Origin of the sequence: Methylobacterium sp. 4-46 (assembly GCF_000019365.1) — a bacterium.
In the GTDB taxonomy this organism is placed as follows: Bacteria; Pseudomonadota; Alphaproteobacteria; order Rhizobiales; family Beijerinckiaceae; genus Methylobacterium.
The window spans coordinates 4,942,730-4,965,884 of sequence record NC_010511.1; the positions used below are offsets into that span (position 1 = coordinate 4,942,730).

Genomic DNA, 23,155 nt, shown 5'->3' on the forward strand with positions numbered 1-23,155 from the left:
CGTCTGGAATCTCCGGGGATTGAGGTCAGGCCTGGCGCAGGCGCTTGTTGAGGCGCCGCGCGAGGCGGTCGCCCACCGTCTGCACGGCCTGGACGAGGAGGATCAGCACCGCCACGACCGCGACCATCATCTCGGGCATGAAGCGCTGGTAGCCGTAGCGGATGCCGAGATCGCCGAGCCCGCCGCCGCCGACCGCCCCGACCATGGCCGAGAACCCGATCAGCGACACCACCGCCAGGGTCAGGCCGAGGACGATGCCGGGCAGCGCCTCGGGGATCAGCACCTTGAGGACGATCTGGAGCGGGCTCGCCCCGAAGGCGCGGGCGGCCTCGACGAGGCCCGCATCGACTTCGCGGATGGCGCCCTCGACCAGGCGGGCGATGAAGGGCGTCGCCGCGACGGTGAGCGGCACGGTCGCGGCACCGGTGCCGATCGAGGTGCCGGCGACGAGCCGCGTGAACGGGATGATCGCCACGACCAGGATGATGAAGGGCGTTGAGCGGGTGGCGTTCACCACGAGGCCGAGCCCGCGATTCGCCAGCGGCGCCGCGAAGAGCTCGCCCCGCCCGCTGGTGGCGAGGAAGACGCCGAGCGGCAGGCCGAACAGCGTGCCGAGGCCGGCGGCGACCGCCACCATCCGCAGGGTGTCGCCGGTGGCGACGAGGAGGAGGCGCAGGAGTTCAGGCGACATCGGGACGGCCGGAGGAGGACGGGGCGGAGGGCGGGATCGGCCAGGCCGAGGCGGGGAGGCTGCCCAGCACCTCGACGCCGAGCTGGCGCGCGGCGAGGAAGGCCTGCGCCCGGGCGGTGACGCCGGGCGCGGCGGAGACGCCGACCACCAGGGTGCCGAAGGGGCGCCCCGCGATCTCGTCCACCGTCCCGGAGAGGATGCAGGCCTCGACCCCGCCCTCGCGGGCGAGCTGCGCCAGGACCGGGTCGGTGGCGTGCGGCCCCCGGAAGGTGATGCGCAGGACGTTGGTCTCGCCCTGGCCCTCCGGGCGCAGCTGCGCCGCCAGGACCGGCGGCAGGGCGCGGCCGGTTTCCCGGTCGAGGAAGCTGCGGGTGATCGCCGCCCGCGGGCGGGTGAAGACCTCGAACACGTCGCCGCTCTCGGCGATGCGGCCGTTCTCCAGCACCGCGACCTCGTGCGCGATGGCCCGGATCACCGACATCTCGTGGGTGATGAGCAGGATGGTGAGGCCGAGATCCCGGTTGATCCGCCCGAGCAGGTCGAGGATCGCGCCCGTGGTCTCGGGGTCGAGGGCGGAGGTCGCCTCGTCCGAGAGCAGCACCTTGGGGTTGGTGGCGAGGGCGCGGGCGATGCCGACGCGCTGCTTCTGCCCCCCCGAGAGTTCGGCCGGGTAGCGGTCGCGCTGCTGCGTCAGCCCGACCAGGTCGAGGAGTTCGTCGACCCGGGCGCGGATCGCCGCGCGCTCCGCGCCGGCGATCTCCAGCGGGAAGGCGACGTTCTCGGCCGCGGTGCGCGAGGACAGGAGGTTGAAGTGCTGGAAGATCATGCCGATGCCGCGCCGCTCGCGCCGCAGGGCGGCCTCGGGCAGGCTCGAGATCTCGGCGCCGTCCACGACGACGCGGCCGCGGCTCGGCCGCTCCAGCCCGTTCACGAGGCGGATCAGCGTCGACTTGCCGGCGCCCGAGCGCCCGATCACGCCCAGCACCGCGCCGCGCCGCAGGCTGAGGTCGATCCCGTCGAGGGCCGCGACCGGCGCCGCGCCGCGCCGCGCCGGGTAGGTCTTGGCCACGCCGTCGAGCCGCACCAGGGCGTCGGGGCTGCCGAGCCGGTCCGTGAGGTCGGGGGGCGTCGGAACGCGGAAGGGCGCCGTCACGGCCGGGCTCCCGCTTGGTTGAGGATCGCGTGCTGCATCGTCGTCCGTCGGTGATCGTCGCCCGGAGAGAAACCGCGCGGCGGCCGTCATGTCAACCGAAACGTTCTTTTTGCAGAACACCCCGGTGGGGAAGGCCGTGCCGCGGCGCGGCCCGCCGGGAGGAGGATCTCGCCCGCCGAAGCACGGGGTGCGGCCGGGGCGTCAAGGGAAACTTAGACTCTTCCTCCTAGGCTTCGCGCCGCAACGTTCATGAACGGATCACCCATGGCGTCCCCGAAATTCCGCCTCGTGACGCGCAGCGATTTCGATGGCCTGGTCTGCGGCATGCTCCTGCGCGAGCGCGACCTGATCGACGAGATCAAGTTCGTTCATCCGAAGGACATGCAGGACGGGATCGTGCCGATCACCTCCCGCGACATCATCACCAACCTCCCCTACGTGCCGGGCTGCCACCTCGCCTTCGACCACCACGCGAGCGAGGTGGCCCGGGCGGGCGGGCGCGCGCACGAGAACCACCTCATCGACCCGGCCGCCCCCTCGGCGGCGCGCGTCGTCTACGACCATTTCGGCGGGGCGAGCGCCTTCCCGCGCATCAGCCCCGACCTGATGGCGGCGGTCGACAAGGCGGATTCGGCCCAGTTCGGCCGCGAGGAGATCCTCGATCCGAAGGGCTGGGTCCTGATGAATTTCCTGATGGATTCGCGCACCGGGCTCGGGCGGTTCCGCGACTTCCGCATCTCCAACTACGACCTGATGATGCAGCTGATCGAGCGCTGCCGCGACCTCTCGGTCGAGGAGGTGCTGGCGCTGCCGGACGTGCGCGAGCGCGTCGACCTCTACGAGGCGCACCGGGAGCCGTTCGTCGCGCAGCTGCGCCGCTGCACGACGGTGCACGGCAAGCTCGCCCTGATCGACCTGCGGGACGAGGAGGTGATCTACGCCGGCAACCGCTTCATGGTCTACGCGCTGTTCCCGGATTGCGACGTCTCGGCCCACGTCATGTGGGGCCTGCGCAAGCAGAACACCGTCTTCGCGATCGGCAAGTCGATCCTCGACCGCGGCTCGCCGGCGGATATCGGCGCGATCTGCCTCTCCTTCGGCGGGGGCGGGCACCGGGCGGCGGGCACCTGCCAGATCCCGAACGACCAGGCGGAGAGCGTCAAGGCGCGGCTCGTGGGCCTGCTCTCGGGTGCTCAGCCCAAGATCGCGGCCTGATCCGGGTTCGAAAGCGCGCCTCGGCTGGGCGGAAAGCTCTATCATCGAGCCGCATTTCCCTGCTATCGGGAAGGTATGACGCAGGGTCAGAAAGGTTCGCCCCGATCTCTCGACGAGACCGACCGGCGCGAACTGGTCGATCTCCTCTACGCCTCGCTGCCGCAGTTCGTCGCCTCGACCGGGATCGCCACCCTCGGCGGCGCGACGATCGCGGCGGTCGGGCGCGACCTCGTCGACGCCGCGATCGCCGCGGCGCTCGGGGTGATCGGGCTCGCCCGCATCGGGAGCCTGCTGCACTATCCGCGCGGGCGGTCCCTGACCGCCGCCGAGGTCCGGCGCTGGGAGCGGATCTACGGCGCCGGGGCCGCCCTGTTCGCGGCGGCCCTGGGGGCGCTCGCGTGGCGGGCGCTCGACCGGGACGACGCGCCCGGCGCGTGGCTCAGCTTGGGCCTCGCGGTCGGCTACTGCGTCGGCCTCATGTCCCGGGCGGCCGTGTGCCCCTGGATCGTGATGCTGGCGACGGCCGTGCTCTTCGCACCGATCCTGGTCGGCGGCCTGATGCGGCCGGAGCCCGCCTATCAGGTCGGCGCCGCCATTCTGGTGCCGTTCTGGCTGACGGTGCGCGAATCCGCGCGCCACCTCAGCGGCGCCTTCATCGAGCGCCTGGAGGCGAAGCGCGCCCTGGCGCACCAGGCCGAGCACGACGCGCTCACCGGGCTGCTCAACCGGGCCGGCTTCCTGGCCCGGCTCGGCGCCGCGCTGGAGCAGGCCGGGAGCCGGCCCTTCGCCCTGATCGCCATCGACCTCGACGGTTTCAAGCGCGTCAACGACCGCCTCGGCCATCCGGTGGGGGACGCCGTGCTGGTCGAGGTCGGGATGCGCCTGCGCCGCTGCCTCGCCCCGGACGACGTCGCCGGGCGCCTCGGCGGGGACGAGTTCATGATCCTGACGCGGGCCGATGGCGGGGTGCCGGCCGCGGCCGACCGGGCCGAGCGGGTGATCGCCGCCCTGAGTGATCCCTACCCGGTCGCCGAGCCGCAGCGGATCGGGGCGAGCGCCGGCCTCGCGTCGAGCGAGGATTGGCGCGAGGCCCTCGACGCGGCCGCGCTGCTGGAGCGGGTCGACGAGGCGCTCTACGCCGCCAAGCGCGGCGGTCGCGGCCGCTGGTGCGCGGCCCGGCCCGGCGGCGCCGTGGATGGGCCGGTGCCGTGGATGGGCCCGCGGCGGGGTGGCCCGAGAGCCTGCGCCGGGGCCCGGTCGAGCAGGCCTGATCCCAACGCAGGCCTCTGAGCTCCCCCCAGGTATTCACCGCATGGCTCCTGCGGCGTCGGACGCGTTGTCCCGCGACGCCGAAGGACGCCGTGTCGCCGCGGCGCGACGTAGGAGATTCGCCGCATGAAGGCTCTGGTCTGGCACGGAACCCAGGATATCCGCTGCGAAACGGTCCCGGATCCGCGGATCGAGGACGACCGCGACGCCATCATCCGGGTGACGACCTGCGCGATCTGCGGGTCCGACCTGCACCTCTACGACCACTTCATGCCCGGCATGGAGCGGGGCGACATCCTGGGCCACGAATCGATGGGGGAAGTGGTCGAGGTCGGCCGCGGCGCGCGATCGGCGCTCAAGGTGGGCGACCGCGTCGTGATCCCGTTCACGATCTTCTGCGGCGAGTGCGACCAGTGCCGGCGCGGCAACTTCTCGGTCTGCGAGCGCTCGAACCGCAACAAGGCCCTCGCCGAGAAGGTCTTCGGCCACACCACGGCGGGGCTGTTCGGCTACACGCACCTCACCGGCGGCTATCCGGGCGGGCAGGCCGAGTACCTGCGGGTGCCCTTCGCCGACAAGACGCACATCAAGGTGCCCTCGACGCTGACCGACGAGCAGCTGCTGTTCCTCAGCGACATCTTCCCGACCGGCTGGCAGGCGGCCGTGCAATGCGACATCGAGCCGACCGACACGGTGGCGATCTGGGGCTGCGGCCCGGTCGGCCAGATGGCGATCCGCTCGGCGATCCTGCTCGGCGCCCGGCAGGTCGTCGCCATCGACTGCGTGCCCGAGCGCCTCAGCATGGCGCGGGCCGGCGGCGCGATCACCATCGACTTCCGCGAGGAGAGCGTGATCGAGCGCCTGAACGACCTCACCAACGGCAAGGGCCCGGAGAAGTGCATCGACTCGGTCGGGCTGGAGGCCCACGCGACCGCGACGCTCGACTCGATGTACGACCGCGCCAAGCAGGCGGTGATGCTGGAGACCGACCGGCCGCACGTGCTGCGCGAGATGATCTACGTCTGCCGCCCGGCCGGCATTTTGTCGATCCCGGGCGTCTATGGCGGGCTCCTCGACAAGATCCCGTTCGGCGCCCTGATGAACAAGGGTCTGACCGTCCGCACCGGCCAGACCCACGTCAACCGCTGGACCGACGACCTGCTGCGGCGGATCGAGGAGGGCCAGATCGATCCCTCCTTCGTCATCACCCACACGGTCGGCCTCGACCAGGGGCCCGAGATGTACCGGACTTTCCGGGACAAGAAGGACAATTGCATCAAGGTCGTGCTGAAGCCGTGATCCGCTGTCCGGACGATCACGTCCGGACAGCGGATGCCAAGCCCGCGCGGCGCCTGAGCGAAGCCGACATCCGCATGGCGAAGCAATCCGTCGGATGTCGGATCACGCCTCCGCCGCGGGGCGGGGCGCGGAGGATGTCGAGGCGCGCCGCACCCGCCTGAACCGGGCGTGCCGGAGAGCTTTGGACTGAGGGGCCGCGGCCGCCCGCAGGGCGGGCGGCCGCGGCCCGACCGGCGCGACCATTCCGGACATTAGCCCGGACACTCGGAGGAACCCCCATGCCCGCCACCCGTCCCGACCAGACCCTGCTCTCCCGCCGCACGGCCGACACCCTCGCCAAGGGGCTCGGCCTGTTCTCGATCGGGCTCGGGCTCGTCGAACTCCTGGCTCCCCGCCGGGTGACCCGCACCCTCGGCATGCCGGGCTTCGAGGGCGTGGTGCAGGCCTACGGCGTGCGCGAGATCACCAACGGCCTCGCCATCCTGGTCACGCACGACCCGGCGCCCTGGCTCTGGACCCGGGTCGGGGGCGATGCGCTCGACCTCGCCACCCTGGCCACCGGCCTCGACAGCGAGAATTCGCGCAGGTCCCACGTCATGCTGGCCTTCGCGGCGGTGGCCGGGGTGACGGCGGCCGACGTCCTATGCGCCAAGGCGCTGGAGGAGCAGCGCGAGACCCATCGCGGGCCCTTCCGCGACTTCGGCGACCGCAGCGGCTTCCCGCGCCCGCCGGGCGCCATGCGGGGCGCGGCCCGCGACTTCGAGGCGCCGAAGGATTTCCGCACGCCCGAGCTGCTGCGCGGCTTCGACCAGGCGCGCTTCGCCGGCTCCAAACCTTTCACGGGCTCCAAACCCTTCACGGGCTCCAAGCCCGCCACGGGCCCGCAGCCCGTCACGGGCCCGCAATCCGGCGCGGGCGGGCAGCCCGTCACCGGAAGTCCCGCGTCCTGATCCGCAGGGCGCCGGCCGGGCGGGCGAGGCCCCGCGCGTCGCCGCCGCCGTGGCGCGCCTCGTCCCCGCGCCCGCCCGGCGGCGGCAGCGGGGCGCCGCGCCCGCCCACCTGCGCCAGCAGGTCCGAGAGGTCGATCAGGTGCTCGGCGACGAGGTGGATCACCTCGCCCTCCCGCTGCACCCGGCCGCGGGCCGCCATCATGCCGGCCGAGAGGATCAGGCCGCGCTGGCGGGCGAAGAGCGAGGGCCAGACCACGAGGTTGGCCACGTCGGTCTCGTCCTCGAGGGTGATGAACATCACGCCCTTGGCCGAGCCCGGCTTCTGGCGCACCAGCACCAGCCCCGCCACCGTCACCCGCGCCCCGTCCCGCAGGCGCCGCAGCGCCGCGCAGGCGCTCATCCCGTCCCGGGCGAGGTCGGGGCGCAGGAAGGCGACCGGGTGGCGGCCGAGGCTGAGGCTCGCGGCCCGGTAATCCGCCACCACGCCGGCGCCCTCCGGCATCGGCGCCAGCGCCACCGCGGGCTCGTCGAGTTCCGGCCGGATCGCCGCCTCGCGGGCATCCGCCGCCGCGAAGAGGGGGAGCGGCACCGGGGCGAGGCCCCGGATCGCCCAGAGCGCCTCCCGGCGCCCGAGGCCCAGCGACCCGAACGCGTCCGCCGCCGCGAGGCTCTCCAGGGCCCTGAGCGGGACGGCGGTGCGGCGCCAGAGATCCTCCGGCGAGCGGAAGAGATCCGCCTCGCGCACGGTGGCGATCCGGGCGCCCTCCGCGTTGGCGAGGCCCCGCACCAGGCGCAGGCCGAGCCGCACGGCGAGGCGCGGTCCCTCGGCCTTCTCCAGGGTGCAATCCCAGCGCGAGGCGTTCACGTCGATCGGGCGCACCGGCACGCCGTGCCGGCGGGCGTCCCGCACGATCTGGGCGGGGGCGTAGAAGCCCATCGGCTGCGCGTTGAGGAGGGCGCAGCAGAACACGTCCGGATGGTGGCACTTCAGCCAGGACGAGGCGTAGGCGATGAGCGCGAAGGAGGCCGCGTGGCTCTCCGGGAAGCCGTAGGAGCCGAAGCCCTCGAGCTGCCGGAAGGTGCGCTCGGCGAAGTCCGCCGCGTAGCCGTTGCGGATCATCCCGGCGATCAGCTTCTCGCGGTAGAGGCCGATCTTGCCGTTGGCCTTGAAGGTCGCCATGGCGCGGCGCAGCCCGTCCGCCTCCGCGGGGGTGAAGCCGGCCGCCACGATCGCGACCTGCATGGCCTGCTCCTGGAAGAGCGGCACGCCGAGCGTCCGCTCCAGCACGCTCCTGAGCGCCTCGCTCGGGTATTCGGGCCGCTCGATCCCGCGGCGGCGGCGCAGGTAGGGATGGACCATGTCGCCCTGGATCGGGCCGGGGCGCACCACCGCGACCTCGATGGTGAGGTCGTAGAGGTTCCTGGGCTGCATCCGGGGCAGCATCGCCATCTGGGCCCGGCTCTCGATCTGGAACACGCCGAGCGTGTCGGCGCGCCGGATCATCGCGTAGGTGGCCTCGTCCTCCGGCGGGATCGCGGCGATCTCCCGCGGCGGGTCGGTCTCGCCCCGGTGCTCGCCCAGGAGCTCGAAGGCCCGGCGCAGGCAGCCCAGCATGCCGAGCCCGAGCACGTCGACCTTCATGAACCGGAGGGCCTCGATGTCGTCCTTGTCCCACTCGATGGTCTGGCGGTTCTCCATCGTCGCGGGGGTGATCGGGCAGAGCTCGTCGAGGCGGTCGAGGGTGAGCACGAAGCCGCCCGGATGCTGGCCGAGATGGCGCGGCGTGCCGATCAGCGCCCGGGCGAGGTCGAGGGTCAGGCGCAGGCGGCGATCCGCGAGGTTGAGGTTGAGGGCCCGCGCCTCCCGCTCGCCGACCCCCTCCCGCGACCAGCCCCAGACCAGGCGGGCCAGCGCCCCGGTCACGTCCTCGGGCACGCCCAGCACCTTGCCGACCTCGCGCACGGCCCCGCGGGCGCCGTAGCGGATCACCGTGGCGGTGAGCGCCGCGCGGTGGCGCCCGTAGGTCGCGTAGACCCACTGGATCACCTCCTCGCGCCGCTCGTGCTCGAAATCGACGTCGATGTCGGGCGGCTCGTCCCGGTTGTCGGAGACGAAGCGCTCGAACAGCAGCTTCTGGCGCACCGGATCGATCGCGGTGATGCCGAGGCAGTAGCAGACGACCGAGTTCGCCGCCGAGCCGCGCCCCTGGCAGAGGATGCCCTGGCGCTGGGCGAAGCGCACGATCGCCTCGACGGTGAGGAAGTAGGGGGCGTAGCCCTTGCGGGCGATGAGCTCGAATTCGTGCCGGATCTGCCGGTGCACCTCCTCCGGCACGCCGTCCGGATAGCGCCGGGCCGCGCCCTCCAGGGTCATGGTCTCCAGCCGCTCCAGGGCCGAGCGGCCGTCCTCCCCGACCTCGTCCGGATAGGTGTAGGTGAGGTCGTCGAGGGAGAAGCGGCACGCCTCGGCGATGGCCCGCGCCCGCTCCACGGCCTCCGGATGGCGGGCGAAGAGGCGCGCGGTCTCGGCCGGCGCCTGCAGGTGGCGCCCGGCATGGCGCTCCCGCGCGAAGCCCGCCGCGTCGATCGTGGTGCCGAGGCGGATGCAGGTGACGACGTCCTGCAGCAGGCGCCGCTCGGGGACGTGGCAGAGCACGTCCCCGGTCGCGACGGTGGGGATCCGCGCGGCGCGGGCGAGGTCGGCGACGCGGTCGAGCCGGAGCTGGTCGTTCACCCCGAAGCGGCGGGTGAGGGCGCAATGCGCGCGCCGGCCGAAGACCTCCCGCAGGCGCCCGAGGCGCCGGGGCAGGGCCTCGTCGGGCCGGTCCGCGAGCAGGACCGCGATCAGGCCCTCGCGCCACGCGGCGAGGTCGGAGAGGTCGAGGGTGCAGCCGCCCTTGCCGGCCCGGCCCTTGCCGAGCGTGAGCAGGCGGCAGAGCCGGCCGTAGGCGGCGCGGTCGGTCGGGTAGACCAGGAGGGCGGTGCCGGCATCCGGGCCCGAGAGGTCGAGGCGGCAGCCCGCCACGAGGCGGCAGCCCGTCGCCCGCGCGGCCTCGTGCGCCTTCACGAGCCCGGCCACCGAGTGGCGGTCCGTGACGCCGAGGGCGGTGAGGCCGAGGAGTGCGGCGGTCGCGAACAGCTCCTCCGGCGAGGAGGCGCCCCGCAGGAAGGAGTAGTGCGTGGTGACCTGAAGCTCGACGGTCACGGCGGTCCGCGCCGGGCGAACCCGCCTCTCCCCGATCCGGACGCGCCCGGGCCCGCGGGAGCCATCACGCCTCCCCCACGCCGTGCAGCCACCAGCGCCCGCCCTCCGCCGCCGGCGCGTCGCGGAACAGCCAGTAGCGGGCGCCGGCCTGATCCTCGACCCGGTAATAGTCGCGCATGGCCGAGACCTCCGCGTCGCTGCGCCACCACTCGCCGAAGACCCGCTCGGGCCCGTCCGCCCTCGCCACCCGGCAGCGGCGGCCCCGCCAGGTGAACAGGGCGGGCGCCGCGTCCGGCAGCGCCGCGATGGCCTCGACCCGCTCCGGCGGATCGACGAGCCGGCCCGGGCGCGGCAGGTCCGCCGGCCAGGTCAGGCCCCGCGCCGGGGCGAGGGGTGGCACCCGGCCCACGCTCCGCTCGGGCCACTCGCTCTCCACCGGCGCGGCGCGGAACAGCCGGCCCGGCCCGAGCCGCACCGCGAGCCGGTCGACGAGCTCGCCCATCGCGTCCGGATCCACCTCGCCGGGCGCGGCGAAGGCCGCGATCTGGCGGGCCGAGAGGGGCTCGGCGCGGGAGGCGCAGAGCGACGCCTCCTCGATGCCGAAACCCGGATCGATCCCGCCGAGGCGCTCGCCGAAGAGGCGCGCCAGGTGGGCGGGATCGCGGCTCGGCCGCGCGGTGCCCAGGCGCAGGGCCTGGGGCAGGCCGTCGACGCGCCGGAAGACGAGGTCGAGCCGGCGCGCCCCGAGGCCGCGGCGCTCCAGGTCGCGGGCGAGGAGGCCGGTCAGCCGCTCGACCACCCGCGCGAGCGTCTCGGGCGCCCCGATCGGCTCCGCGAAGGCGAGCCGGGCCCGGGGGGCCTCCGGCAGGGTCAGGTAGGCGAGGGGCTCGGCCGCCGCGCCCAGCGCCTGGTCGAGGCGCGCCGTCACCTCCTCCCCGAAGCGCAGGCGCAGGGGCGCCCGCGGCGTCGCGCGGAGCTGCCCGATCCGGGCCAGTCCGAGCTGCTCCAGCCCGGCCGCGGCCTCGGCGGGCAGGCGCAGCGCCCGCACCGGCAGGGGCGCCAGCGCCTCGCCCTGCCCGGCCGGCGGCACGATCGGCGTCCGCGGTGCGTGGCGCGCCACCGCCCAGGCGGCGCCCGGCGTGTCGGCGAGGCCGAGCTGCACGGCGAATCCCCCCGCCCGGATTCGGCGCGCGAGGTCGGCGAGCATCGCCGCCTCGCCGCCGTGGAGATGCGCGGCCCCCGCGCTCTCGAGGAAGATCCCGTCCGGCGGATCCGGGGCGACGAGGGGCGCGTAGGCGAGGCACCAGCCCGCCAGGCGCCGCAGGCCCGCCGCGTCCTCCTCCGGCTCCGCCTCCACCAGCGCGAGGTCCGCGACCATGCCCTGCGCCTGCGCGAGCGGCATGCCGGGCCGCAGGCCGAGCCGGCGGGCGGCCGCGTCGACCGCGGCCAGGACCCGGCGCGGCCCCTGCGTGGCGACCGTCACCAGGGGCCTATCGGGCGGCACGATGGCGCGGCCCTTCCTCCGCACGCGGTCGGTCGGCCAAGTCGGCAGGCAGATGCAGACGACCCTTCGCATCGGGAGCCTCGACGAGCCATGTCCGGGGTTCGGCACCGCGGGCGCGCAGCAGGGCGAGGGACCAGCGCGCCCGCGTCAGGCCGGGGGCGGAGGCCGGGGAGGGCGCCGCCGCCACGCCCCAGCGGGTGGCGGCGGCGCTCGGCTCGCCGGCGACGCCCTCGCGCCAGCGGCGGATCACCAGGGCGAGGGTGCCGCCCCCCTCCGCGGCGAGCTGGAGCCGCCGCGAGGCGGTGAGCCCGACCCGGGCCGCCTCGCCCACCACCGCCGCGAGCCGGCCGTGCCGCAGCCCCTCCTCCATGGTGGGCAGCACCTCCGCGTCGCGGCGGGTCTCGGCGTAGAGCACCCGGTCGGGATGCAGCCCCACCGCCGCGAGGCCGGGGGCGAAGAGGTCGCGGCCGGCGAGGCACCACAGGACGGGGCCGTCGAGCCGGGCGAGGAGGCCGCCCACGAAGAGGGCGGCGAGGGCCGCGTGGCCGGCGCTCGGCCCGGTCTCCACCACCTCGTGCAGGGCCGCCCGGCGCAGGCCGCCGCCCGGCAGGTGCCGGTCGATCGCCGGGATGCCGAAGGGCAGGGGCGGCCGGGCGCCCGCCCCCGCGTCCCGCTCCAGGCCGCCGATCCGCTCGCGCAGGGCCGCGAGCCGCTGCTCTCGTCCGGTCTCATGCATGCCATGCCCGTCACCGATTCCGAACGCCGATGTTCTTAATTTGTTCTAGCGCGGCAGCGGGTCAAGGCGCGAGTCCGCCCGCTCCGCGCGGGGCCTGGCCTGTGGACGGGTGTGGACAACCTGCCCGGTCCCGGCGACACCGCCACCCGCGCCGGGTGTGGTGCCGCCACAACAAGACCACCAAGGCCGGCCACGGCCGTCGCTCCGTCCGCGAGGGAATGTCCCGACGATGGCGCCGCTCTTCTTCCTGCACGTCCCGGGCACGGGCGACGGCCTCCTGCGGGCGGCCCGCGCCGCCTTCCCGCCGGAGCGCCTGTTCACGCTCTACGGCCCGGGCAGTCCGGAGACGCATCCCTTCGCCGAGGCGACGGTCTATGGCCGGCCCGACCTGTCGACCGCCGACAAGTTGCGGCTGATCTCGGACTACGTGGCGGGGCACGACATCGCCTTCTACGCCAGTCACCTGAGCGCGGCCTACCTCGCCTGCTTCGATCCGGGGCGGGCCTTCGCGCTGGTCCGGGCGCCGGTGGCGCAGGTGCTGGCGGCCTACCGGGCCCGGATCGCCAAGGATGCTGCCAAGGACGCCGCCAAGGACGCCTCCGAGGACGCCGCCCCTCCGAGCCTGGAAGCCTTCATCGAGGACAAGGCCAACCAGAACGTCCAGACCCGCGCCTTCGGCTGCGCCGAGGTCGAGGAGATCGCCCTGGTCGGGATCGCGGAGGCCTGCGCGCCCTTCGTGGCGCAGCTCAACCGGCGCTTCGGCCTCGCCTTTCCGGAAACGGCCGCCGGCCCGCAAGCGGAGCCAGGTCCGCAGGCGGACCCGGGCCCGCGGGCGGGCCCAGACCCGCTGGCGGGCCCGGGAGAGCAGGGCCTGAGCCCGGCCCTGCGCGTCTACATCGAGCGCCTGAACGCGTCCGACCTGGATCTCTACGCCCGCGCCGCCGCGCGCTGGGCGCGGCTCAGCCCTCGATCGCCATCAGGCTCGCGTTGCTGAGGACCGAGCGGGTCAGCCGGTCGGCGCCGAGTTCCCCGCCCGAATAGCCGAGGAGCTCGGCCAGCCGGTCGCGGGCGCGGCAGACGCGGCTCTTCACCGTGCCGACCTTGCACTGCATCAGCGCGGCGGCGTCCTCGTAGGAGAGGTCCCCGACCGCCACGAGGAGCAGGGCCTCCCGCTGCTCGGCGACCAGCTTGTTGAGCGCCTCCTGCAGATCCTGCACGTCGAGCCGGTCCCCCTGGTTGGGGGCGGTGGTCAGGCGCGCGGAATAGACGCCCTCGCCGTCCTCCACCTCGCGGGAGCGCTTGCGGTGCTCCGAGTAGAAGGCGTTGCGCATGATCGTGAACAGCCACGCGCTGAGATTGGTGCCGTCCTCGAATCGGTCGCGGTTCTGCCAGCCCTTGAGCAGGGTGTCCTGCACGAGGTCGTCGGCCCGGGCCGGGTTCGCCGTCAGGGTGAGGGCGAAGCGCCGCAGGGAGGGGGCGGCGGCCAGGAGCTCGTCGCGGAAGCGGTCCTTGCGCGGCGCGCCGAGCGCCGCGAGGGCCTTGTCGAGGCGCCCGAGGAGGTCCGAGAAGGCGGCCGGCGCCTCGATGTCGCCGAGCGCCGCGTAAGCGTCGCGCAGCTGGCGGCCGAGATGCTCCTGCACCTCGACGGGAAGGGTCGGAGGCGTCGCCGGCCCCGGCTTGGCCCGGCGGGCGGAGGAAGAATCAGTCATTGGCCTGCACGGTGACGCGGGGGGACACCTGAAGCTAGACCATGAGTGTGAAATGCGCGAGCGTCTTGCGCCAGTCACAGGTGCGCGAGCGCACATGCGGACGGGCCGGCGGCGCGCTGAACGGTCGGCCCCGCCGTCATCGACGGCGAGGCCCCGAATGCTCGAATCAGAGCTTGCTCTTCACCGTGTCGGCGGCGTTCTTGATGCCTTCCTTAGCGTCGCCCACCGTCCGCTGAGCCTCACCCTTGAGTTCCTGGGCCTTGCCCTCGGCCTTCAGCTTCTCGTCGCCGGTGAGATTGCCGACACCTTGCTTGATGTTGCCGGCCGCTTCATTGGCGGCGCCCTTGACCTTGTCGGTGAAGCTGCTCATCGGGATCTCCTGTTGAGGTGACCGTTATTGTCGGTCCAGGCCCTAGGAACAGCTGGGGCGCGGGATGGTTCCGCTGCGTTGCGCTCCCGCGCCCCTTTCGTCAGTGGCTCGCCGCCTCCCGCGCCGGGGCGGGCCGGGTCCGGCCGGGACGGCCCTCCTCCTCCCGCACCCGGCGGCGCTGGAACAGGCGCATCACCACCACGAAGAAGACCGGCACCAGGATGACGGCCAGCACCGTGGCCGAGATCATGCCCCCCATCACGCCCGTGCCGATCGCCTGCTGGCTCTTCGAGGCCGCGCCCACCGCGATGGCGAGGGGCACGACGCCGAAGATGAAGGCGAGCGAGGTCATCACGATCGGCCGGAAGCGCAGCCGCGCGGCCTCGACCGTCGCCTCGACCAGCCGCGTGCCGGGGCGCCACAATTCGCGGGCGAACTCGATGATCAGGATCGCGTTCTTGGCCGAGAGGCCGATGATCGTGATCAGCCCGATCTTGAAGTAGACGTCGTTGGGCATGTCGCGCAGCATCACGCCCACCACCGAGCCGACGACGCCGAGGGGGATGACCAGCATCACCGAGAGCGGGATCGACCAGCTCTCGTAGAGGGCCGCGAGGCACAGGAACACGATCAGCACCGAGAGGGCCAGCAGCAGGGTCGCCTGCGAGCCCGCCTGCTTCTCCTGCAGCGACTGGCCGGTCCAGGTGTAGCCGAAGCCCTTGGGCAGCTGGGTCATCAGCCGCTCCATCTCGGCGATCGCCTCGCCCGACGTGTAGCCCGCGGCCGGCTCGCCGGTGATGCGCACCGACTGGTAGCCGTTGAAGCCGATGATCTGGGCCGGGCCCACGCTCCACGTCAGGTCCGCGAAGGAGGCCATCGGCACCATCGTGCCCTGCTGGTTCTTCACGCCGTAATTCAGCAGATCGCTCGGGTTCAGCCGCTGGGCGGCCTCCGCCTGCACGATCACCCGCTGCATCTTGCCCCGGTTCGGGAAGTCGTTGGTGTAGACCGAGCCGAGGTTGACCTGGATGGTCTGGTTGATCTCGTCGAAGGAGACGCCGAGCGCGGCCGCCTTCTCGCGGTCGATGACGAGTTCGGCCTGCGGCGCGGGCGGCAGCCCCTCCACGTAGACGTTCTTCAGGACCGGACTCTTGCGGGCGAGCGAGAGCAGCTGCTCCTGCGCCGCCATCAGGGCGGAGTAGCCCTTCTGGGCGCGGTCCTGCAGGCGGAAGCTGAAGCCCGAGGCGTTGCCGAGATTGTCGATCGGCGGCGGCTCCAGCGCCTGGATCACCGCGTCCTTGTAGCTCGCCAGGGCCTTGTTGGTCCCCGCCACCAGGGCGGCGGCGGACTGGTCCGGCCCGCGCTGCGACCAATCCTTGAGGGTGACGAAGGCCTGCGAGGTCATCTGGCCCTGCCCCGAGAAGGAGAAGCCGTTGACGACCGTCACCGTCGCCACCCCGGGCTGGGCCATCAGGTGCTCCTCGACCGCCTTCACCGCCGCGAGCGTGCGGTTGAAGGAGGCGCCCGGCGGCGTCTGGATGTCCACCGTGAAGAAGCCCTGGTCCTCGACCGGCAGGAAGCCCTCGGGCAGGCGCACGAAGGCGAAGGCCACGCCGGCGACCAGGATCAGGTAGATCGCCATCATCCGGCCGGCCTTGGCGATGGTCCAGCGCACGCCGCGCCCGTAGCGCTCGGTCTCGCGCTCGACCACGCGGTTGAACCAGCCGAAGACGCCGCCCTTGGCGTGGCCGTGCCCCTTCTCGATCGGCTTGAGCATCGTCGCGCAGAGGGCGGGCGTCAGCGACAGGGCCAGCACCGCCGAGAAGGCGATCGAGGTCACCATGGCGATCGAGAACTGGCGGTAGATGATGCCGACCGAGCCGGGGAAGAACGCCATCGGGATGAACACCGCCACCAGCACCAGCGTGATGCCCACGATGGCGCCGGTGATCTGGCTCATCGCCTTGCGGGTGGCCTCCTTCGGGGAGAGGCCCTCCTCGTTCATGATCCGCTCGACGTTCTCCACCACCACGATCGCGTCGTCGACCAGGATGCCGATGGCCAGCACCATGCCGAACATGGTGAGCACGTTGACCGAGAAGCCGGCCAGCAGCATCACCGTGCAGGTGCCGAGCAGGGCGATCGGCACCACGATCGTCGGGATCAGCGTGTAGCGGATGTTCTGCAGGAACAGGAACATCACCACGAACACCAGAACCACCGCCTCGACCAGCGTCATCATCACTTTCTTGATCGAGGCCTTGACCGCCGGGGTGATGTCGTAGGGGATGTCCCATTTCACGTTCGAGGGGAAGAACTGCGAGAGTTCCTCCATCTTGGCGCGGATGGCCTTGGCGGTCTCGAGGGCGTTGCCGTCCGGGGCGAGGGTCACCGAGATGCCGGCCGCCTCGCCGCCGTTGAGGCGGGTGGTGAACTTGTAATCCTCGCCGCCGAGTTCGATCCGGGCGACGTCGCGCAGCCGCACGGTCGAGCCGTCCGGATTGGCCCGCAGCACGATCGCGCCGAACTCCTCGGGCGCCCGCATCTGGCCCTTGACGATGATCGGGGTGTTGACCGCGTGGCCGGCCGGGCTCGGCTGGGCCCCGACCGCGCCCGAGGCGATCTGGGCGTTCTGGTTCTGGATCGCCCGCGTCACGTCCGAGGCGCTGAGCGAGAGCCCGCGCAGCTTGTCGGGATCGACCCAGATGCGCAGCGAGCGCTCGGTCGAGTAGAGGGTGGCGCGGCCGACGCCCGGGATGCGCCGGATCTCGTTGATGACGTTGCGGATGAGGAAGTCGCCGAGCGCCACCTCGTCCATCGAGCCGTCCGTCGAGACGAGCGTGATGATGTTGAGGGTCGCCGCGGAGGCCTCCTCGACCAGGATGCCCTGCTGGCGCACCTCGGCCGGCAGGCGCGCCTCGACGCGCTTGAGGCGGTTCTGGACCTCGACGGCGGCGTAGCCCGGGTCGGTGCCCGGCTCGAAATTGGCCGTGATCTCGACCACGCCGAAGGAATCGGAGGCCGATTCGAAGCTCTGGATGTTGGCCGCGCCGTTGAGCTCGTCCTCGATCAGGCGGGTCGTGCCGGTGTAGAGGTCCTCCACCGAGGCGCCCGGATAGGCGGTCGAGAGGGCGATCGAGGGCGGCGCGATGATCGGGTACTGCGCCACCGGCAGGAGCGGGATCGTGAGGGCGCCGCCCAGGCAGATGAACAGGGCGACGACCCAGGCGAAGACCGGGCGGTCGATGAAGAAGCTCGCCATGCCGCGCCCCCTCAGCGGCGCCCGGCGCCGGCCGCGGCGGTCTGCCACGGCACCGGCTTCACCACGGTTCCGGCCACGATCTTCTGGAAGCCCTCGGTGACGACGCGGTCGCCGGCCTTCAGGCCCTCGCGGATCACCCACTGGCCCTCGACCACGGGCCCGACCTCGACCGGGTGGAGCATGACCTTGTCGTTCTCGCCCACGAGCCAGACCTCCGCCCGGCCGTCGTTGGAGCGGTGGACCGCCTGCTGGGGCACCGCGATCGCGTCCGCGTCGATGCCCTGCCGGATGCGCGCGCGGACGTACATGCCCGGGAAGAGCTCGTTGCGGGGGTTGGGGATCTCGACGCGCAGCGTGACCTGGCCGGTGCTCGGGTCGGCGGTCACGTCCGAGAACAGCAGCCGGCCGGGCTCCGGGTAGAGCGAGCCGTCGTCCATGATCAGGCGCACGGTGGCGACGTCGGGGGCGACGCTCGCCAGTTCCCCGCTCGCGAGGTCGCGGCGCAGCTTGTTGAGCTCGCTCACCGACTGCGTGATGTCGACGTAGATCGGGTCGAGCTGCTGGATCGTCGCGAGGTTGGTGGCGCTGCCCTGCTCGATCAGGGCGCCCTCGGTGACGAGGGCGCGGCCGATGCGGCCGGAGATCGGGGCGCGCACGTCGGTCCAGTTCAGGTTGAGCTTGGCGCGGTCGCGCGCCGCCCTGGCGCCGGCGACCTCCGCCTCGGCCTGCTTCTGGGCCGCGTAGGCGGCGTCGTACTGCGCCTGGCTCGCGGTCTGGCGCGACAGCAGGGTCTCCAGCCGCTCGGCCTGCTGGCGGGCGAGCACCAGGGCGGCCTCGGCGCGGGCGAGCGTCGCCTCGGCGCTGTCGAGCTCGACCCGGTAGGGCGCGGGGTCGATCTTGTAGAGGAGGTCGCCCTCCTTGACCTGACTGCCCTGCTGGAAGGCGCGGGTGATCACGAGGCCGGAGACGCGGGCGCGGACCTCGGCGATGCGGGTCGGCGCGACGCGGCCGGGCAGGTCGCGCTCGAACGGGATCGGCTGGTTGCGGACGGTCACGATGCCGACCTCCGACGGCGGGGCCTCCGCCGGCGCGGCAGCATCGTGCTGCTCGAGCTTGCAGGCGCCGAGGAGGAGGGCGGCGGCGGTGACGAGGGCGAGGCGGTGCATCACGGGCAGCGAACTCCTGCGCGCGGCGAGGCTCTCCGGCCCCGACGACGCGGCGATGGCGATGAGGCGAGCGGCCCGGCCCGCGGGCGCGGGCCGAGCCCGCGGGTGCGGGCCGAGCCCGCGGGTGCGGGCCGAGGCTTGGCCGGCGCGGGGAGGCGGCCGGCGGCGATCGTCGGGTGGGGATCGGGAAGGGGGAGCGCCGCGGCGCGTCATACGACATCCGGTTGATTGCGTCGCAATGCGGATGTCGGCTTCGCTCAGGCGCCGCGCAGGCTCGTGATCCGGGATCCGCTTCGATCAAGCGGATCCCGGATCAGGCGCCCGGGGCCGCGCGGTCGCGGCCGGTCAGGCAGCCTTCGGGGGCCTGTCGAGCCGCGCCGCGCGGGCGGGCGGCCGGGATCCGAGGTCGCGGGGCGGCAGGATCACCGTGGAGGCGGACGCGCCCGGCGCCGCGGTCGCGACCGGGCTCGCGCCCTGGGCGCCGTCGTCGCTGGGGCGGATCGGCTCGGCCGGGGCCGAGACGCTCGCGATGCAGCGCAGCGCGTGGGCCGGGAGATCGGCGTGAAGGCTCGCGTCGATCATCTCCGGGGTGACGGCGCGCATCACCGGGCCGCCCCCGACCGGGGCCGCCGAGGCGGTCGATGCGGCGAGCAGCAGGGCGGCGAGGCCCAGGAGGGCCGCCGCGCAGCACCGCAGGAGGGGAGCGAGGCGCGTCATCACGGAGCTTCACAGTGGGGGGCGTGGTGCAGTGCCGCAAGCCTCCCGCGACATTCTGTCGAGGGTAGGGCGGCGCTCCCCGGTTCAGCGCCGCGCCGCCAGCAGGGTCCGGGCGACCGCCGGGCCCGCCACCTCGATCCCGAGGCCGCGGGCGAGCGCCGCCAGGGCCGCGACCTGGGCGGCGTTGTCCGGGGCGAGGCTGCCGTCCGGCCGCCAGAGATTGTTCTCGAACCCGACCCGGACGTCGCCGCCGAGGCAGGCCGCCGCGATCAGGCAGGCCGCCTCCCGCCGCCCGAAGGCGCACAGCGCCCAGGGCAGGTCGAGGTGGTGGCCGGAATTCCAGGCCGCCAGGAAGGGCAGCAGGTCGGAGGGTTGCGAGCGCTGGCCGGTGCTGTAGCGGCCGAGCACGAAGAGCACGCTCGCGCGCTGGAGCGGGATCAGGCCGCGGGCGACCAGGCCCTGGAAGCGCGTGACGTCGCCCGCATCGTACAGGATGTGCTGCACCAGCGTGCCCGCCCGGGCCTGCCCGGCCAGGAAGGACGCGGCGGCGGCCTCGTCGTCCGGCTCCGCGAAGAGTTCGCGCACCGCCACCGAGAAGGCCTCGGGCCGCAGGGCGGCGATCGCCGCCATCTGCTCGGCCGGCGCGTAGAGGCCGACCGCCTCCGTCGTCACCTGGACGATCATCTCGGGGCCGGCCTCCCGGCGCACCGCCGCGATGGCCTCGCGGTAGCGGTCGAGGTCGAGCGTGTGGCGATCCTCCGCGTCGCGCACGTGCAGGTGGATCATCGCCGCCCCGGCCTCCCGGCAGCGGGCGGCTTCGAGCCCGATCTCCCGCGGCGCCAGGGGCAGGGCCGGGTGATCGCTCTTGGCGAGGCGGGCGCCGTTGGGGGCGACCGCGATGATCAGGGGCTTGGTCACGCGTGGTCCTCCGGAGCGTCGGCGGGCTCCGGGACCACCGTCACCCGCGCCTTCAGGATCTCGATCAGCGCCCGGTCCCGCCGGGCCTCCAGCTCCGCCACCGAGAGGCCGGCCGCCTCCTCGGCGACGCCCGCCACGATCGCGGCCCGCACCTCCGGCGTCAGCGCAGGCCGGCCGAGCGAGGCCCAGCGCCGCTCCTGGCTCGGGCCGAGATGGGCGAGGTAATGGGCGATGCCGCCCGGACCGCCGCCCAGGTGGTAGGTCATGTGCGGCCCCATCGCGGCCCAGCGCAGGCCCGGCCCGTGGCAGAGCGCGGCGTCGATATCCGCCACGCTCGCCACCCCCTCGGCGACGAGGTTGACCGCCTCCCGGTAGAGCGCCGCGGTGAGGCGGTTGGCGATGTGGCCCGGCATCTCGCGGCGCAGGATCACGGGCCGGCGCCCGAGGCCGCGGTAGAAGCCGGCGGCGCGGGCGGCCGCCGCCTCGCTCCCGGCCACGATCTCGACCAGCGGCACGAGGTGGGGCGGGTTGAACGGATGCGCGACGAGGACGCGCTCGGGCCGTGCGCAATCGGCCACGATGGCACTGCGCAGGAGCGCCGAGGTGCTGCTCGCCACCAGCACGCGCGCCGGCAGCAGGCGGTCGATCTCGGCGAGGAGCGGGCGCTTCAGCGCCTCGCTCTCGGGCGCGTTCTCCTGCACGAAATCCGCGCCGTCGAGGGCCTCCGCCACCGAGGCGCGGAAGTCCAGGCGGCCCGCGCCGCGCAGGCCGAACCCGGCGAGCTGCGCCCGCGCGCCCGCCACGAAGGCGAGGAGCCGCGCCTCGGCGCCCGGCGCCGGGTCCGTCGCCGCCACGTCGAGGCCGTGGGCGAGGAACAGGGCCGCCCAGCTCGCCCCCACGGTGCCGCAGCCGATCACGGCGACGCGCCGCACGCTCTCCGGGCTCTCCGACACGCTCCGCCTCCTCCCGCCATCCGCGAGTCTAAAGTCTTAGGCCCCCGCGCAGTATCCGTCTTCCAGCCGGCTCGACCTTTGTCCAGTATCCGCGGCCAACGAGCCGGGACCCCGAGAGCCCGGCCAGACCCGACCGGGAGAGACGCATGCTGACACGCCTCGCGGCCCTCGCCGCGTTCATCGCGGCCTGGGCCGGACCCGCCTCCGCCGAGGACGTGGTCCGCCTCGGCAACCTGAAATTCGCCCATTACGGCGCCATCTCCTACATGAAGGAGATCGCGCCCAAATACGGAATCCGCATCGACGAGAAGGTCTTCGCCAAGGGCGCCGACATCTACCCGGCGATGGCGGTCGACCAGATCGACATCTCGGCCTCCGGCGCCGACGGGGCGGTGGCGGCGCGCGGCAACGGCGTGAAGCTGCTGGTCGTGGCGGGCTTCGCCAATGGCGGGGTGCGCATCCTCGGCCGGCCGGACCTCGGCGCCAAGACCCTCGCGGACATCAAGGGCAAGAAGGTCGCCACCGTCCGGGGCGGCACGCAGGACCTGATGCTGCTCGCCGAACTGGAGAAGAACGGCCTGACCTGGTCAGACCGTCCCGGCAAGGACGTGCAGTTGATCTACTTCAACAACTACGCCGACCTGAATCAGGCTCTCGCCCAGAAATACGTCGACGTGATCTGCCAGAGCGAGCCGCAATCGACGCAGGCGATCTCGGCCGGCTGGGGCACCGAGATCGTCAAGCCCTACGACACCCCGGTCGGCATTCCCTACCGGCCGCTCGTCATGACCGAGAAGATGTATGCCGAGAAGCCGGACGTGGCGGCCCGGGTGCTCAAGGTCTTCGTCGAGGCGACCAAGACCTTCATCGAGAAGCCGGACCTCGCCGAGAAGTACGTGCGCGAGCAGGTCTTCAAGGGACAGCTCTCGTCCCAGGACTACAAGGACGCCATGACGAACGCGGCCTTCACGTACGATATCCCGGCCGGCCACATGCAGGTCACGGCCGACCTGATGCACAAGTACGGGCTCGGCAAGATGGTGAGCCCGCCGAAGAGCGACGCGGAGTGGGTGAAGCTCGACCTTCTGGAGAAGGCCAAGGCGGAGCTGGGTGCCAAGACCAATTAGGACCGCCAACTCAGACCACCACAGTGCCTGGGGCCGTTCTGCGCGGCGTCACGGCATCGACGGAACCGCCTCGGCATGACCCCCCGCACCTCCTTCGCGACCCGTCTCTCGGCCCTGCGCGGCGCGCTCCTGCCCATCGGCCTGCTGATCCTCTGGGAACTCGCCAGCCGCGCCGGCCTGTTCTCCGCCGTGGTGCTGCCGCCCCCGAGCGCGGTCGCGGCGCGCTGGGTCCAGAGCCTGGTTCCCGCGCTGCCCTACGACCCGCAGAGCCAGAGCTACGGCGAGTGGCTGCTCTCGGGCGAACTGCCCCACGACGCGGTGGCGAGCCTCGGCCGGGTCGTCGCCGGCTTCGCCATCGGGGTCGGGCTCGCCCTGCCGGTCGGGCTGCTGATGGGCACGAGCGACCGGCTCTACGGCCTCGTGAACCCGCTCCTCCAGATCCTGCGGCCGATCCCGCCGATCGCCTACATTCCGCTCGCCATCGTGTGGTTCGGCCTCGGCAACCCGCCGGCCCTGTTCCTGATCGCGCTCGGCACCTTCTTCCCGGTCCTCGTCAACACGATCGCGGGCGTGCGGCAGGTCGACTCGATCTACATCCGGGCGGCCCGCAACCTCGGCGCCGGGCCCTGGACCCTGTTTCGCCGGGTGATCCTGCCGGCCGCGAGCCCCTTCGTGCTCGCCGGCATGCGGATCGGCATCGGCACCGCCTTCATCGTGGTGATCGTCGCCGAGATGATCGCGGTCTCGGACGGGCTCGGCTACCGGATCCTGGAGGCGCGCGAATACATGTGGTCGGACAAGATCATCGGCGGGATGCTGACGATCGGCCTGCTGGGCCTGCTGATCGACGCCGCGATGTCGCGGCTCAACGACCACCTGCTGCGCTGGCACCGCGGCCTGGAGCGCTGACA

At 73.1% G+C, this 23,155-nt stretch carries 19 protein-coding genes; 7 read left to right on the forward strand and 12 right to left on the reverse strand.

All coding sequences use genetic code 11. The annotated features are described in order from the left end of the window. Positions 1-25: 25 nt before the first annotated feature. Together M446_RS21510 and M446_RS21515 are read right to left on the reverse strand one after the other, a co-directional pair. Positions 26-691: a methionine ABC transporter permease gene (locus M446_RS21510; RefSeq protein ID WP_012334220.1), complete on the reverse strand. Its 666-nt coding sequence runs from the start codon at positions 689-691 to the stop codon at positions 26-28. Beyond that, a complete protein-coding gene (locus tag M446_RS21515) occupies positions 681-1,844 on the reverse strand; it encodes a methionine ABC transporter ATP-binding protein (protein ID WP_012334221.1) in 1,164 nt (387 codons plus the stop codon). Before M446_RS21515 ends, M446_RS21510 begins: the two co-directional genes overlap by 11 nt. Before the next feature lie 264 nt (positions 1,845-2,108). Between M446_RS21515 and M446_RS21520 the strand changes: the two genes are divergently transcribed. The 4 genes from M446_RS21520 (at position 2,109) to M446_RS21535 (ending at position 6,577) form a co-directional block, all read left to right on the forward strand. Beyond that, positions 2,109-3,059, forward strand: a complete 951-nt coding sequence (locus M446_RS21520) for an exopolyphosphatase (protein WP_012334222.1) — start codon at positions 2,109-2,111, stop codon at positions 3,057-3,059. 75 nt (positions 3,060-3,134) lie between these two features. After that, positions 3,135-4,349 (forward strand): GGDEF domain-containing protein, encoded by a 1,215-nt coding sequence (locus M446_RS21525; protein WP_012334223.1) that lies wholly within the window; start codon positions 3,135-3,137, stop codon positions 4,347-4,349. Between the two features lie 105 nt (positions 4,350-4,454). Beyond that, the gene (locus tag M446_RS21530; protein ID WP_012334224.1) at positions 4,455-5,627 is read left to right on the forward strand and encodes a zinc-dependent alcohol dehydrogenase; all 1,173 of its coding nucleotides are present in this window, start codon (positions 4,455-4,457) and stop codon (positions 5,625-5,627) included. A 278-nt stretch (positions 5,628-5,905) separates the two neighbouring features. Further along, positions 5,906-6,577 carry a DUF4267 domain-containing protein gene (locus M446_RS21535; RefSeq protein WP_012334225.1) on the forward strand — a complete coding sequence of 224 codons (672 nt, stop codon included), beginning with the start codon at positions 5,906-5,908 and terminating at the stop codon, positions 6,575-6,577. Here the strand turns inward: M446_RS21535 and M446_RS21540 are convergent. The 3 genes from M446_RS21540 to M446_RS21550 all read right to left on the reverse strand — a co-directional run bounded on the left by M446_RS21540 (position 6,555) and on the right by M446_RS21550 (position 12,022). Beyond that, positions 6,555-9,782 (reverse strand): error-prone DNA polymerase, encoded by a 3,228-nt coding sequence (locus M446_RS21540; protein WP_012334226.1) that lies wholly within the window; start codon positions 9,780-9,782, stop codon positions 6,555-6,557. The two genes, M446_RS21535 and M446_RS21540, sit on opposite strands and share 23 nt — an antisense overlap. Positions 9,783-9,846: 64 nt before the next feature. Beyond that, the gene (locus tag M446_RS21545) at positions 9,847-11,358 is read right to left on the reverse strand and encodes a DUF6504 family protein (RefSeq protein WP_265576404.1); all 1,512 of its coding nucleotides are present in this window, start codon (positions 11,356-11,358) and stop codon (positions 9,847-9,849) included. Next, a complete protein-coding gene (locus tag M446_RS21550; protein WP_012334228.1) occupies positions 11,273-12,022 on the reverse strand; it encodes an ImuA family protein in 750 nt (249 codons plus the stop codon). Before M446_RS21550 ends, M446_RS21545 begins: the two co-directional genes overlap by 86 nt. A 229-nt stretch (positions 12,023-12,251) precedes the next feature. On the opposite strand from M446_RS21550, the gene M446_RS21555 reads away from it, so the two are divergent. Next, entirely contained in the window at positions 12,252-13,016 is a 765-nt protein-coding gene (locus M446_RS21555; RefSeq protein WP_012334229.1) for a hypothetical protein, read from the forward strand. On the opposite strand, the gene M446_RS21560 is transcribed toward M446_RS21555, so the two are convergent. The 7 genes from M446_RS21560 to M446_RS21590 form a co-directional block, all read right to left on the reverse strand. After that, positions 12,982-13,731: a sigma-70 family RNA polymerase sigma factor gene (locus M446_RS21560; RefSeq protein WP_012334230.1), complete on the reverse strand. Its 750-nt coding sequence runs from the start codon at positions 13,729-13,731 to the stop codon at positions 12,982-12,984. The two genes, M446_RS21555 and M446_RS21560, sit on opposite strands and share 35 nt — an antisense overlap. A gap of 166 nt (positions 13,732-13,897) precedes the next feature. Next, complete coding sequence (locus M446_RS21565) at positions 13,898-14,101, reverse strand: CsbD family protein (protein ID WP_012334231.1); 204 nt, start codon at positions 14,099-14,101, stop codon at positions 13,898-13,900. 100 nt (positions 14,102-14,201) lie between these two features. Next, the gene (locus M446_RS21570; protein ID WP_012334232.1) at positions 14,202-17,363 is read right to left on the reverse strand and encodes a multidrug efflux RND transporter permease subunit; all 3,162 of its coding nucleotides are present in this window, start codon (positions 17,361-17,363) and stop codon (positions 14,202-14,204) included. An 11-nt stretch (positions 17,364-17,374) separates the two neighbouring features. After that, positions 17,375-18,529: an efflux RND transporter periplasmic adaptor subunit gene (locus M446_RS21575; protein WP_012334233.1), complete on the reverse strand. Its 1,155-nt coding sequence runs from the start codon at positions 18,527-18,529 to the stop codon at positions 17,375-17,377. A gap of 345 nt (positions 18,530-18,874) precedes the next feature. Beyond that, entirely contained in the window at positions 18,875-19,246 is a 372-nt protein-coding gene (locus tag M446_RS21580) for a hypothetical protein (protein WP_012334234.1), read from the reverse strand. 84 nt (positions 19,247-19,330) lie between these two features. Beyond that, the gene (locus M446_RS21585; RefSeq protein WP_012334235.1) at positions 19,331-20,164 is read right to left on the reverse strand and encodes a 3-keto-5-aminohexanoate cleavage protein; all 834 of its coding nucleotides are present in this window, start codon (positions 20,162-20,164) and stop codon (positions 19,331-19,333) included. Then, complete coding sequence (locus M446_RS21590; RefSeq protein WP_012334236.1) at positions 20,161-21,117, reverse strand: 3-hydroxyacyl-CoA dehydrogenase NAD-binding domain-containing protein; 957 nt, start codon at positions 21,115-21,117, stop codon at positions 20,161-20,163. Before M446_RS21590 ends, M446_RS21585 begins: the two co-directional genes overlap by 4 nt. 146 nt (positions 21,118-21,263) lie before the next feature. Here M446_RS21590 and M446_RS21595 point away from each other — a divergent pair, with 146 nt between their 5' ends. Both M446_RS21595 and M446_RS21600 read left to right on the forward strand, forming a co-directional pair. Then, positions 21,264-22,244, forward strand: coding sequence for an ABC transporter substrate-binding protein (locus tag M446_RS21595; protein ID WP_012334237.1), 981 nt, complete (start codon positions 21,264-21,266; stop codon positions 22,242-22,244). A gap of 75 nt (positions 22,245-22,319) precedes the next feature. Further along, positions 22,320-23,153, forward strand: coding sequence for an ABC transporter permease (locus tag M446_RS21600; RefSeq protein ID WP_012334238.1), 834 nt, complete (start codon positions 22,320-22,322; stop codon positions 23,151-23,153). Positions 23,154-23,155: the final 2 nt, after the last annotated feature.